The following is a 12,929-nucleotide window of genomic DNA, read 5'->3' on the forward strand; positions in this document are numbered from 1 at the left end:
ATCTTGCCGTGGCCCTTGGCGATCATGCCCGGGATCACGGCCTTGGACACGATGAACGGGGCGTTGAGGTCGATGTCCACGACCTTGCGGAAGTCCTCCACGCTCATGTCCACCATGGGGATGCGCTTGATGATGCCCGCGTTGTTCACGAGGATGTCGGGCGTGGTGCCGAAGTCACGTTCGATGTCGGCGACGAGGCCCTGCACGGCCTTTTCGTCGGTGACGTCGGCCACGTAGCCGTGTGCATCGATGCCGAGCTCCTTGTAGGCGGCGAGTCCCTTGTCCACGAGCTCCTGCTTGATGTCGTTGAATGCGATCTTCGCGCCGGCCTGGGCGAACGCGGTCGCGATGGCGAAGCCGATGCCGTAGGAGGCGCCGGTCACGAGGGCTACTTTGCCTTCAAGGGAAAACTTAGTCATGTCGAATGCCATGGAATGTCCTTTCCGTAGATGGTGCGGCCGTTCCGACCGAACCAGCTCAATCACTATATCATGAAATCGGTTTCAAAAGCAACCGGTGCCATATTGTCGTTGTTTGTTTTATGTCCCGCAACCTCGGGGATACCGTCAGGCTACTTCGCGTTTCGCCCGTAAGCCTCGAGCTGCACCAGCGCCGCCCACGGCGAGGGATCGTCGGACTTCACCAGATCGCCGAGCTTCACCCAGGTCACGCCGCGCTCCGACACCGCGAACCGATGCGGCTGATCGCTGCGTTCCATCGCCAGATCCTTGACGTCGCCGTTGGAGAACGTGAGCTTGGCGCTCACCCACCAGTTGTCGTGCGGGAAATCGGCTCGGGTGACCAGCACCACTTCGTCAAGATCCACGGGACGACCGAATTCCACGGTGATCTCGGCGTCGTCGCGCCCGTCGTTGCCCCAGGTGGCATACGGCCACACGCCGTGCGAATCGTTCGCCGTCACGCCGTCGATGGCGTTGCGTGCGAAGAACACCGCCTCGCCGCGCGTCTCGGCATTGGCATGGGCGTGCGGGTAGCAGGTCTCGCAGTCATGCTGGTCGATCGGATTGGCCGCGAGGTTGCCGTAGGCGGCCTCCTCCTCGGCGGTCAGCGCCCTCAGCGACAGCATATGCCGTCCACCCTCGAACGCCTTGGGGCTGTAGGGGATCTTCGCGTCGCCGAACGGCACGTCGTACACCAGCCCAGTGCCCTTGAGCAGCACCGAGGCCTCATCCACCGCGTCGTCCACGCGGATCCGCCACATCTTTCCGGACTCGGGAACGGCGAATCGGATGCGATCGCCCTCCTCGTATTCACCATCCCACACCAGTACGGCGCGGTCGGCCGCCTCCGCCGATGCCTTGATCTCGCCATCGGCGTTTTCGACTGTGATGCTCAACGTCATTGTCTGACCTTTCATACTCTGGTTTCACATGCCGGTCATTCACATCATAAATTATGAAACCGATTTCTTGAAGAGGGCGTGTCGGGCCGATCCGACAGGTCACTCCCCCGGATGGCCCCTCCCCCGGCAGGCCCGGCGCACTTACCCGGCGAATGGCAGCGCCGATCCGCGTTCCACGAATTCGCCGCGCACCGTCTCCAGCCGCGACTTCGGTGGCTCCTGACCGCCGCGCCGCGCCTGAATCTGCTCATACAGCATGGAGAACGCCCGCTCGCCGGTCTCCACGAAATTCTGGCTGTAGCTGGTCAGCGGCGGGGTCCACAGCGGACCGAACGTCCGGTTGTCGAATCCGACCACGCTTACGTCCTCGGGCACCCGCTTGCCCGCCTCGCGCAATCCCTTGATCACGGCGATCGCGGTTTCGTCGTTGCCCGCGAACACGGCGGTGGCGTCATCGAATCCGGCGATGCGCCGCCCAGCCTCCACCGATTCGCTCAGATCGGTGGCCGAGACCTCGATCACCGGCGGCGCGGCGATCCCCGCCTCCGCCATCGCGTCCCGCCATCCGTTGGTGCGGGTGTTGTCGCTCGGACCCTGCGGCCGGCCGACGTGATACACCGTCCGATGGCCCAGACCGAGCAGATAGCGGGTCATCAGATGCCCGCCCTCACGCTCGGAGTTGATGACCTGATACCGCCCCTCGCCGGCATTGCCGCCGACGATGACCAGCGGAATGTCGTCGGGGATGTACCGCAGGGCCTCGGCGCCGGCATGATCGTATTCGTACACCACCACGCCGGCGGGATTCGCGCCAAGCGCCATCTGCACGGTCGGCCGCACCTCATCCATGCGGTCCTCACTCAGCGTGGTCACGTTGAACAGATAGTTCCGCTCACGGGCGCCGTTCTCGACGCCGATGCTGGTCATGTTGGTGGAGAAGGTGCCGGAATTGGTGGCGAACACCATCACCGAGTCCATCTCCTTGTTCGCCAGGGCGCGGGCGACGACGCTGGGCTTGTACCCCAGCAGCTTGATGGCCTGGGCGATGCGTTCGCGCTTCTCCTCATTGACCTTGGCCGTACCGTTGAGATACCGGGATACCGTAGGCGCGGACACTCCGGCGAGCTTGGCCACGTCCTTGATCACCGGCGTGCTGCGTTGCGCGTTGCGGGGCATGATATCTCCTTTGGAACCTTGAAATACATTCGTACTGGCGAATACCGGCCAATCGAGCGTTCGACGAGCCGACGAATGAACCGACGTTCACCACAACCATAGACGGGGACGGGACGAACCGTGAAATCGTTTCATCGATCGTCCCGTCCGCCCGTACCGTCACCGGTGGAGCCGACCGTCCTCGGCCGACGATCCACCGCCCAATCGACACTGTCTAGTCGATACTGTCTAATCGACGCCGATTGGCCGCCGCTTGGCCACCGCTCACTTGGCCAGTTCGGCCTTGAGCGCGGGCGCGACGGAGACCGCCGGATCGAGCAGCGGGATGAGCGTGGCCTGCGTGGCGTGGTACAGGTCGGACTTGCCGGGCCAGACGGTGTCGAGCACATGGTTGTCCTTGTCGAGCTGGTGGAACCAGGAGCCCTTGACGTGGTCGACGAGGTATTCGTCGATGTACTGCCAGAACTTCGCATACCAGTCCTTGTACTGCTGCTTGCCGGTGACCTTGGCAAGCGTGGCGGAGGCGTTGACGGCCTCGGCGAGCGTCCAATGCATGCGGTCGGTGACCACGGGGTTGCCGTCCCAATCGGTGGTGTAGGCCAGACCGATGGTGCCGTTGCGGTTCCAGGCGTCCTCGAGGGCGCGGTTGAACAGGTGCTCGGCGGCGTCGATCAACGCCTGCTTGCCGGCCTCATCACGGTCGGAGCTCAGCGCGTACTGGGTGATCAGACGCGACCATTCGATACCGTGGCCGGGCGTGGCGCCGAACGGCTTGAACTGGTCGTCGGGCTTGTCGCGGTTGCAGTCGAGGTCGGGCTGCCAGTCGGAGGTGAAGTGCTCGGGGATGCGCCAGCCGTTGTTGGACGCCCAGCCGACCACATGGTCGATGATGCGTCCGGCGCGGCGGCGGTACTCCTCGTCGCCGGTCACGTCAGCGACGGCGAGGAACGCCTCGGTGGTGTGCATGTTGGCATTGAGGCCGCGGTAGGGGTCAAGCTTGGTGAATTCGGTGTTCCAAGTGTCCACGGCAAGACCGGTTTCGTCATCCCAGAAGTGCTTGTTGTAGGCGTCGAGGGCCTTCTCGAGCAGTTCCGGCCCCTTCGGACGCCCGATCAGGGTGGCGGAGGTGCCGGCGAGGATCACGAACGCGTGGGCGTAGCAGATCTTGTCGGGAGCGGGCTTGCCGTCCCAGGTGATTTCGGGATACCAGCCGCCGTTGGCGTCGTCGTGCAGGTGGCCGAGCAGACCGTCGATCGCGACGTCGACCAGCTCTTCGGAGCCGGGATGGCCGAGCAGCGCGCCCAGCGAGTACACATGCGCCATTCGGCAGGTGATCCAGGTCTGGATGCCGTGGGAGGGGTCGGGGTTGCCGTCGGAGTCCAGCCAGGCGGATCCGCCGCCGGGGGCCGGGAACTTATGGCCGAATCCGAGCAGATTTTCGGTTTCGCGCTTCAGCAGGGCGCGGTTGGCGTCGGTGCCGTATTCGTATGCGTTGTCTGTCATGGTCGTGCGCTCCATCGATCACAGGAAATCATTGCGGACACCATTATATGAAACCGATTTCAAACAATCAACCGGGACACACGACCAATCCAGCAGCCGAACGATCCGGCAGCCGAACGATCCGCCTCAGGACCGCCGCGGCACGGCCACCGACCCGCGGATGGCCAGATTGGTGGGCATGACGATGCTGGCGCCGGGATGCTCCAGCCCCACCCGCACGGCCATGCGGCCCATGTCGCCGAAGGGCGCGTGCACGGTGGTCATCGGCACGACGAGATCCTCGGCGAACGGCATGTCGTCGAAGCCGCCGACGGAGACGTCATCGGGCACCGATACGCCGAGCTTGCGCAGGCCGGCGATCGAGAACAGCGCCATGGCATCGGTGACGGCCACCACCGCGGTGCAGTCGCTGGCGCCGGACTGCCACGAGGCCATCATGTTGGCCATTACCGTGGAACGATCGTCGTCCAGCGGGATCTCGAAGCTCGGATCGTAGTCCAGCCCGGCCTCCTCCAGCGCCTTACGGAAGCCGCGGTACCGGGCCATGAACACGCTGGAGTTCTCACGCAGTCCCGCAAACATGAACTTCCGGTGGCCGAGCGAGATCATGTATTTCGTCAGCTCCTCCATGCCGGATTCGTTGGCATAGTCGACCACGGCGATATCCTGCGAAAGACCCATGCGGGGACGGGCCAGCACCACCAGCGTGGTGCCCACCGAGGCGAATTTCTCGACGTACTGGTCGAGCACGCCGTCGAAGGCGTTGCCGATGATGTCGGTGGCGGTGAGCACCACCACGCGCGGCCGCTGGGACAGCAGTTCGTTGAGCAGCGGTTCGGGCTCCGACCAGTTGCCGCCGGTGGAGATCAGCCGGAACACCATGTTGTGCGCCGCGGCCTCGCGTTCCACGCCGGCGGTCATCTCGCTGTAAGTACCGCCGACGATGCTGTCGACCACCAGCGTCACCGAATTGGGAGGCGTGGTCAGCGCCAGCGCATGCGCATTGGGGATGTATTCGAGATCGTCGATGGCCTTGCGCACCTTCGCCCGCGTGGCCTCGGACACCTTGGCATTACCACGCATCACCCTGGAGACCGTGGCCGTGGAGACGCCGGCCGCCGCGGCGATGTCGCGGATGTTCACGCGGCTGGTCTTCGCCGGCCCCTTGCGCGAGCCGGAAGCCCGCCCCCCAGCGGATACCGCGGAGCCGGACACGGCGGAGCCAGACAACACCGCGGAGCCGCCATCCACCTTCGGTACGCCATCGGTTCCGGCCGGCACACTGCCATCGGTCATGAACGTCAGTCCTCTCATGGTATGAAACTAATTTCCTTCCATTGTAAAAGCGGCTTTGACCATCATCGGCATTGATGCGGTCATGATTGCGTTACAGGTCCCGAGCGCCACCGAATACGACAATGCGGCGGCATCCGCTCGGGACGCCGCCGCACCACCCATCATTCATCCGCGATCACCGATCGGCCGCGACCACCGGTCACGATCACCGGCCGACCGAATCACCCGACCAGCACGGACGAACCGATCCCATCCGGCACCCCAATCCGGTCCAGCGATCCAATCCGGTCCGCCCATGCGATCACCTCGCCGGCGAACCGTTCCGGCTCCTCCATGTGCAGGAAATGACCGTGGTCGCTCCCCCACACCGAGATCTCAACCGGCACCGAATCCGGATCGTTCTCCCGCTCGAAGTCGCCGCGCTCCTCCGTACGGTAGATGCCCAGTACGGGCCGGGTGCGCCGCGCCATCATCGGCCGCGAATCGCGCTTCAGTCCGAACGAATCGTCGTCGAGATACTCCGATTCGAAATAGTCGGCCAATGCCTTGGGATTGGTCCGCGGAATGTCGTCCACGATGGCCTGCCGGGCCTCCTGACCCAGATACGGGGAGAACGCGCCCTTGATGAACTCGCGCATCGTGCCGTAGGCGTCCGCCCGCAGAGCGGACAGCGTGCTGACGGACTGCGCGACATCCTCCGCGGAATCGTCGCCGCCGTAGGCCGGATCGATCACCACTTCGCCGGCCACCAGATCGGGGCGGTTCGCGTTCATCCACAGGGAGAGCTGTCCGCCCATCGAATGGGCGATCAGCAGGGCCGGATGCCCCGCCGGCACATGCGTTTCGATGTACCGGGCCAGATCCTCGGAAGCGGATCGGATGGTCCACGGACCGTCGTCGAACCGTTCCGCGTGACCGGGAAGGGTGTACTCCAGCACATGCCAGTCCTTCGGCCAGACCACCGGATCCCAGGAGTGGGGCGAGCCGCCCCACCCGTGGATCAGCACCGCATACACCGGTTCCGGCGTTCGGTCCTGATCCGTCGTCGATGCCGTCGTCATTCGGAACTCACCCCTTCACGCCGCCGAGGGCCACGCCGGACTTCCAGTAGCGCTGCATGGCGATCATCACCACGGCGAGCGGGATGATCGAGACCACCGCGCCGGCCAGTGCGATCGTGGTCGGATCGAACAGGGCGGTCTGCTTGGTCTGCATGAAGCTGTAGAGGCCGAGCGACAGGGTCCACTTGTCGGCGCCGCGCAGCATCACGATCGGCATGTAGAAGTTGTTCCAGTTGAGCACGAAGGTGAGGATGAAGATCGTGGCGGCCGGGGTGCTCAGCAGCGGCATGACGATCTGACGGAAGATGCGGAACTCACCGGCGCCGTCCACGCGGGCGGCCTCGAGCAGTTCGTCGGGCACCGCGCCGTCGATGTACGTCTTGGCGAGGTAGACGTCGAAGGCGTTGATGAAGAACGGCACCAGCACCGACCAGATGGTGTCGGTCATGTGCACCGAAGAGAACATCAGGTACAGCGGCATGGTGAGCAGGGCGGTGGGGATCAGGAAGGAGAGCATGACCAGACCCATGCCGATGCCGCGGCCGGGGTACTGGTACTTACTCAGGCTGTAGCCGGCCATCAGCGAGATGACCATGCAGATCAGGGAGCCGACGCCCGCGTACAGGATCGAATTCCACATCCACTTGAAGAACAGACCGTTCTCGTAGGTGAACAACTGCTGGAAGTTCTCCACCAGATTGATGTGGTTGGCGAACCACAGGCCGTTGGTGTTGTACAGGTCGACGCGGCTCTTGGTGACGGAGACGACCAGCCACCACAGCGGGGCGAGGGCGTAGAAGGTCATGATGATCAGCACGACCATCACGCCGGTGCGGGTGCGCTTGGATTCGCCGATGCCCTTGGCGGAGCGCTTCGGCTGCATGACTTTCGTATTCATCGCATTACTTCTTTCTGTTCGTGAAGCCGTAGATCAGGGCGGAGAGGATGCCGATCACGATGGCGAGGATCACCGAGAGCGCGGCCGCGTAGTTGTAGTCGCCGCCGGCGGTGAACGTGTAGTTGTAGATCGTCATGATCGGTGTGAAGTTCGCCGTCACGGTTTGCGGCGAGGCCGATCGGAACAGCAGCGGTTGGTCGAACAGCTGCAGCATGCCGATGAACGAGAGCAGACCGGTGAGCAGCAGCGTGCCCTTGACCTGCGGGATCTTGATGGACCAGGCGATGCGGAACTCGTTGGCGCCGTCGATGCGGGCCGCCTCGAGCAGGGACGGATCGAGCGCGGTGAGCGAGCCGTAGAGGATCAGCATGTTGAAGCCGACCTGGGTCCACAGCAGCAGGTTGGCCATGGAGACCCACAGCATCTGGGAGCTGAAGAAGTTGACGTCCGCGCCGAAGAGCAGGAAGAACTTGCGCAGCGGGCCGATGTCGGGCGAGTAGAGGTAGACCCACATCAGGGTGGAGACGATGGTCGGCACCATGTACGGGATCAGCAGCAGGAAGCGGAAGGTCTTCTTGGCGCGGGCCTTGGCGGTGTCGATGAGCAGCGCCTCGGCGAGCGCGAAGCCCATGATGATCGGCACGATGATGACGGAGGCGATGCCCACGCGGATCATGCCCATCCAGAAGTCGTGGTCCTGGAAGGCCCGGACGTACTGTTCGAGGCCGGAGAAGTGCAGGGTGGGCTCGCCGATGCCGAGGCCGCTGGACTGTTTGCGGAACAGGCTTTCGTAGACCGCGTAGATGAGCGGGATGATGAAGATGAAGAGGAAGCCGACGAAGAACGGGACGCCGAACATGGCTCCCTTGAGACCGAGCCTACGACGCCATGACGGCGTTTGGTTGGCGCGGCTGCCGCTGGAGACGGCATGGGCCTTTCTGGACGTGACGTCCGCTGCCTTGACGGGAGCGGCGGTCGCCGTGCTGCTGGTGACGCTCACGATGTGCTCCTAACGAATGAGTGATGGATGATGGATGGAAATGGGTGGAAATCTGGGTGCCGATGGGCCCGATGGGCGCGAGGGGCGCCGACCGCCGGTGGCGGCCGATGTCGGATGCGGAACGGTGCCGGATACGGAACGTGGCATCGGGCGGGATCAGGATCGGTTGAATCGGGCGGGACCGGTTGCGTGGGATTGCGCGGGTCTGATGGGGATCGGTCCCCGGAATCGTCTGAACCGCCGGCGGCGTCCGATCGCCGCTTCGGTTGGTTTGGTTGTTGGTTGTTTGGTTGTTGATTGGGCAATAGAGAAGCGGCGGGGCGGTTGTGTGGTGTTGCCCCGCCGCTTCTATGGAGGAAGGAGTTATGAAGAGAGGTTCGCTATCTGATGGTTGGTTATGGCGGCTCCTATCAGGCGGCTTCGGCGTTGATGCCCTTGGACTTGAGGTCGTTCAGGGTCCACTGCTGGACGTTGTCGAGCATCTGCTCGCCGGTGATCTGCTTCTGGCAGAACTTGGCCCACTGATCCTGCAGCTGCTTGAACATGCCGGACCAGTTCACGCCGGTGGTGTACGGGGCGAGGGTCTTGTCGGCTTCCTTGACCACGTCGGCCGCGGCGGACTTGTCGTCGAGGAGCTTGTCGGGCAGGGAGGCTTCGACGTACTGGTCGGCGTCGGCGACGGCCGGGAACGCGCCGGAACCGGTTTCGGCGTTGGCGGCGAGCTTGATGGCCTCGTCGTTGGTGGCGAGCCAGGTGGCGAACTCAACGGCGGCCTGCGGGTTCTTGGCGCCCTTCGGCACGCCGTAGCCCTGGGCGTTCAGCGGGGTGACGACGCTGGAGCTGGCGGATTCCTTCGGCCATGCTACGGCGTGCCAGTCACCGAGGGACTTCTGGAAGTTCTGCTGGTAGGCGGACAGCTGCCAGGTGGAGGTGCCCACGGTGGCGAGGTTGCCGGACTGGAAGAACTGCATCAGGGCGTCCCACTCGACGTAGGTCTTGTTGGAGAACATGTCGTTGTCGACGATCTGCTGCAGGTAGTTCACGGCCTTCTTGGTCTCGGCGCCGTTGATGTCGACGACCCACTTGTCGCCCTTGACGCTGTACCACTTGGCACCGAACTGCTGGGCCATGAGCACCAGCTGCGAAGGATCCTCGCCGGGCAGGTTGACGAGCTTGATGTTCGGGTTCTTGGCCTTGAGCTGCTTGCCGGCGGAGATCATCTCATCCCAGGTGGTGGGGACCTTCACGCCATTGTCCTTGAAGGTCTTGTTGTTGACGATCATGAACTGCGGGCTGACCTTGTAGGGGATCACGGCGAGCTTGTCGCCCACGGTGAAGGATTCGATGGCCTGCTTGGAGATCTTGGACAGGTCGGGCTTGTACTGGTTGATGTCCTGCAGGGTGCCATCGGCCAGCAGCGAGATGGTGGAATCCATGTTCACCTCGGTGAGGTCCGGGGCGTTGCCGGCCTTCACCGCGTTGACCAGAGCCTGCTCGGCCTTCTCCTGGGAGGCCTGCTTCTTGTAGACGACCTTGATCTTGTTCTGGGACTTGTTGAAGGCCTCGGCCTGCTTGTCCTGGCCCTGCTGCCAGCCCCACCATTCGATGGTGACCGGTCCGTTGCTCGACGACGAGGAGCTGTCGCTGCTGCTCGATCCGCTGCATGCCGCCAGTGGCAGCACCAGACCAACCGCAGCTGCGGCACTAACCGCAATACGTGCCCAACGGTTCATTCTCATCTCAAACCCTCCTTGGTTGTGATGAATACCTACCCATGGATGTCATGTGTCGGTGACGTGGTACTTCGTTGTCGGATGAATTTTTTTGTAACTAGTTTCATCCTTGAAACACCTACACTATAAAAGCCAAATGCAAATAATGTCAAATATGGGATTATCGGAGTGTTGCAACTCGATATTGATGAAATTCCAAGGGCTTTGCCATATTTGCCGTGTATATGCAACCAATTACATCGTGGTTTTGCCCAGTTTCGTCCCATTCCGGCAGCAACCGGCCCGCAGCAATCGGAAATTGCTCGGGGACCCTGATGCCACCACCGCGAATACCAGATGCCGCCGCGACGATGCCGTTGCGAATCACGGCGACGATGACCCAGAACCAGTTCGACCCATAATGCGATCGCACCGGACGCCGATAACACGGAATGCCGTCCTGTCGTCGAAGCCGATCAGGAACTATCGCCAGAACCGATCGAGAAAAGGAACCAGACTCGCCTGCGTCCTTACCCCATACGGCCGGCCTAGCGTGGCGTTCGGGCTAGCCATGCCTTCCCCCTGCGCGCCTCACCCCATCCGGTCAGCCAGTCCGGCGTAGCGTTCGGTCACCCACAAGGGAGGAGGATTTGGGCGCCGAGGCCGTGATCTCCTTTGCGATACGGCACTCCCCTCGAGAAGGCACTCCCCTCGAGAAGGCACTCCTCTCGGGAAGGCAGATCCATTGGGCGCAGGTTGGCGAATTGACGGATTGACAGTGACGGATTGTCGGGGCTCAGCGATCGTTACCACATCCGACGAGCCAACAGAGGATTCCCGAACGGACAGGCGGGCATTCGAGGTGATGCGGGTCACGAGTACTGGAGCAAACAGCCGTTGGCTCGATGGATTCGACCGCAAATTGGGCGTTTTGCGCTCTGCTCCATCGAGTATCGGCGAATTTCGATGGATTCGACCGCGAAAACCGGGATTCGGCACTCCAATCCATCGACAGACAAGGCCACAAGGCCAAGAAACCGCATGATTCCAATGATCCGGAAAACCATGGAAACGGTTCGCGATGGATTCGACCGCAAATTCAGGCGTTTTGCGTTCCGATCCATCGAATATCGGAGCATTCCGATGGATTCGACCGCAAATTGGGCGTTTTGCGTTCCGATCCATCAAGGAGGGGTGGCCAGAACGAGCGCACTGTGATAGACGCCCCGTGCCGCAAGACGTATTCAATGGCGTAAAACCCATCCGACATCCACGACATCAGCCGCACAATGGGGCCAATCGCACGTCATGCCCATTCGTCCCTGCATCAGACCACAACGACATCGACACATGATGGATGCGGATCACGCCATCAGGCACCGATACCGTCACCGGGTGCAAGAGCAGCGTCACCGGGCGCGGACGCACCATGTGACGCTCCACGCACCGATTCACACACGTCCCATGCCGAGTCACGAGTGATTCGCACCACGTTATCTATGACCCGCACCCGGTCACACATACCCCACCGATATCCCGACATCACACGCACCCCATGCTCAACCCCACCATGCTCAACCCACCATATTCACCCCACCATGCCCCACAATTACATGGCACGCAATCATATGGCGCTGTTGCAATCTGGTTCGTTCTAGCTTGCAGGACGGTCCCGCGGCCGTCCGTCCCAAGTCTTATACGGCTTTGTGCCGTTGCTTGGTTCGCACTTCATCACGGTCTGCCGCCGTCCTTGCCGACGGCGGGTCTTATGTCCGCCCCATGCGCGTTTAAGATCTCCGGATCCCCATGCGACCAGGATGTTCTCGACCGTATTCAGGTCACGGTCCATGACCAGCCCGTACGCCCCACACTGGTAGGCGCGCTCGGACAGGGAGAGCTTGGCTTTCACCCTCCCGCAGGCCAAGCATGTCTTGCCGAACGGGCATCAGCGGTCGAACATGCAGGCGCACGCCGTGCGCGCGGTCTTGTACTCCAATTGCCTCCCGACAACGAACGACGCATCGAGCACGCCGCGGTTGAGTCAGACTTTCGCGGCGACGCCATTGCGAAGCCATCGGATGTCCCACGCCCGACCGCGGCCAGCACATCATGCCGGCGATGCTCAGATCCTCGATGCAGATGTCCGAATACGCGGATGCGAGCATCGTGGTCAGCTTGTATAACCTGCCACGATGCCGATCCGATGGATCGGGCCGCACCTAAAGCGTTCCCGCACTCCGATCCACCGGAAATCATCGGTTCGCGATGGACCGGACCGCAAAATCCGGTATTCTGCACTCCAATCCATCAACTACCTGAGACGGGGATCCGAGAAACCGCATGATTCCAACAATCTGGAAATCGCAGGGAACGGACTACGGTGGAACGGACTGCACATTGGGCGTTTTTACGCTCTAATCCATCGAATATCGGCGGATTCCGATGGATTCGACCACGGAAACGGACTGTTGACGCTCCGATCCATCAGCAGGATCGGATGACCGTCGCGCACACGCCGATCCGACCGCCGACGAGACCGAACTCCGAAACGCCGTCGGTACCCCCACACGCCAGAAAGCCCGCACGCCAAGAAAACGCACCCTCCAGCGAACGCCTTACGGTAGATGATTTCCGACAAAGCATCATGTCATTCGCTTGCGCATGGGGCAACCCAACGAAAACAGACGACCGTTCACACTTTCCACACCCTTACTCTCCCAAGAAAACGCCGATGTTAGCGCTATCCAGCACAGTGCGACACGCCGAGAGAACCCTTGAAAACCTACCGATCGGTAAGCATTATTGCGCCAGCGCTTGCGCAATCAGCAAACCCGGTCTATAGTGAATCATGTCAGCCAAGGAAAGCACAAAGCCCGACGGCAACAACATCCGGGCACAGGCTGACAGGAAAGCAACCTAA

The 12,929-nt window shown here is 62.2% G+C and carries 9 protein-coding genes; all 9 read right to left on the reverse strand.

Going from position 1 to position 12,929, the window contains the following annotated elements:
* Nucleotides 1-419, reverse strand: a 419-nt coding sequence (locus tag CSQ87_RS03530) for an SDR family NAD(P)-dependent oxidoreductase (protein ID WP_117434921.1), incomplete at its 3' end; no start/stop codon positions are given.
* Between the two features lie 152 nt (nucleotides 420-571).
* Nucleotides 572-1,363: a carbohydrate-binding protein gene (locus CSQ87_RS03535; RefSeq protein ID WP_100512509.1), complete on the reverse strand. Its 792-nt coding sequence runs from the start codon at nucleotides 1,361-1,363 to the stop codon at nucleotides 572-574.
* A gap of 141 nt (nucleotides 1,364-1,504) precedes the next feature.
* Nucleotides 1,505-2,539 (reverse strand): LacI family DNA-binding transcriptional regulator, encoded by a 1,035-nt coding sequence (locus CSQ87_RS03540; protein ID WP_100512510.1) that lies wholly within the window; start codon nucleotides 2,537-2,539, stop codon nucleotides 1,505-1,507.
* Nucleotides 2,540-2,803: 264 nt separating this feature from the next.
* Entirely contained in the window at nucleotides 2,804-4,042 is a 1,239-nt protein-coding gene (locus CSQ87_RS03545) for an AGE family epimerase/isomerase (RefSeq protein WP_100512706.1), read from the reverse strand.
* A 126-nt stretch (nucleotides 4,043-4,168) separates the two neighbouring features.
* Entirely contained in the window at nucleotides 4,169-5,338 is a 1,170-nt protein-coding gene (locus CSQ87_RS03550) for a LacI family DNA-binding transcriptional regulator (RefSeq protein WP_165776726.1), read from the reverse strand.
* A gap of 221 nt (nucleotides 5,339-5,559) precedes the next feature.
* Complete coding sequence (locus tag CSQ87_RS03555; protein WP_100512512.1) at nucleotides 5,560-6,399, reverse strand: alpha/beta fold hydrolase; 840 nt, start codon at nucleotides 6,397-6,399, stop codon at nucleotides 5,560-5,562.
* Nucleotides 6,400-6,406: 7 nt separating this feature from the next.
* Nucleotides 6,407-7,297: a carbohydrate ABC transporter permease gene (locus tag CSQ87_RS03560; RefSeq protein WP_207761093.1), complete on the reverse strand. Its 891-nt coding sequence runs from the start codon at nucleotides 7,295-7,297 to the stop codon at nucleotides 6,407-6,409.
* Between the two features lie 4 nt (nucleotides 7,298-7,301).
* Nucleotides 7,302-8,297 carry a carbohydrate ABC transporter permease gene (locus CSQ87_RS03565; RefSeq protein WP_207761094.1) on the reverse strand — a complete coding sequence of 332 codons (996 nt, stop codon included), beginning with the start codon at nucleotides 8,295-8,297 and terminating at the stop codon, nucleotides 7,302-7,304.
* 410 nt (nucleotides 8,298-8,707) lie between these two features.
* Nucleotides 8,708-10,036 (reverse strand): ABC transporter substrate-binding protein, encoded by a 1,329-nt coding sequence (locus tag CSQ87_RS03570; RefSeq protein WP_100512514.1) that lies wholly within the window; start codon nucleotides 10,034-10,036, stop codon nucleotides 8,708-8,710.
* Nucleotides 10,037-12,929 lie beyond the last annotated feature (2,893 nt).

The organism is Bifidobacterium simiarum (assembly GCF_002802905.1).
Classification (GTDB): Bacteria; Actinomycetota; Actinomycetes; order Actinomycetales; family Bifidobacteriaceae; genus Galliscardovia; species Galliscardovia simiarum.

Excerpts from the sequence above, each read along its gene's own strand:
- CSQ87_RS03535 (WP_100512509.1), bottom strand. The coding sequence starts at position 1,363 with ATGACGTTGAGCATCACAGTCGAAAACGCCGATGGCGAGATCAAGGCA.
- CSQ87_RS03540 (WP_100512510.1), bottom strand. The coding sequence starts at position 2,539 with ATGCCCCGCAACGCGCAACGCAGCACGCCGGTGATCAAGGACGTGGCC.
- CSQ87_RS03555 (WP_100512512.1), bottom strand. The coding sequence starts at position 6,399 with ATGACGACGGCATCGACGACGGATCAGGACCGAACGCCGGAACCGGTG.
- CSQ87_RS03560 (WP_207761093.1), bottom strand. The coding sequence starts at position 7,297 with ATGAATACGAAAGTCATGCAGCCGAAGCGCTCCGCCAAGGGCATCGGC.
- CSQ87_RS03545 (WP_100512706.1), bottom strand. The coding sequence starts at position 4,042 with ATGACAGACAACGCATACGAATACGGCACCGACGCCAACCGCGCCCTG.
- CSQ87_RS03550 (WP_165776726.1), bottom strand. The coding sequence starts at position 5,338 with ATGACCGATGGCAGTGTGCCGGCCGGAACCGATGGCGTACCGAAGGTG.
- CSQ87_RS03570 (WP_100512514.1), bottom strand. The coding sequence starts at position 10,036 with ATGAGAATGAACCGTTGGGCACGTATTGCGGTTAGTGCCGCAGCTGCG.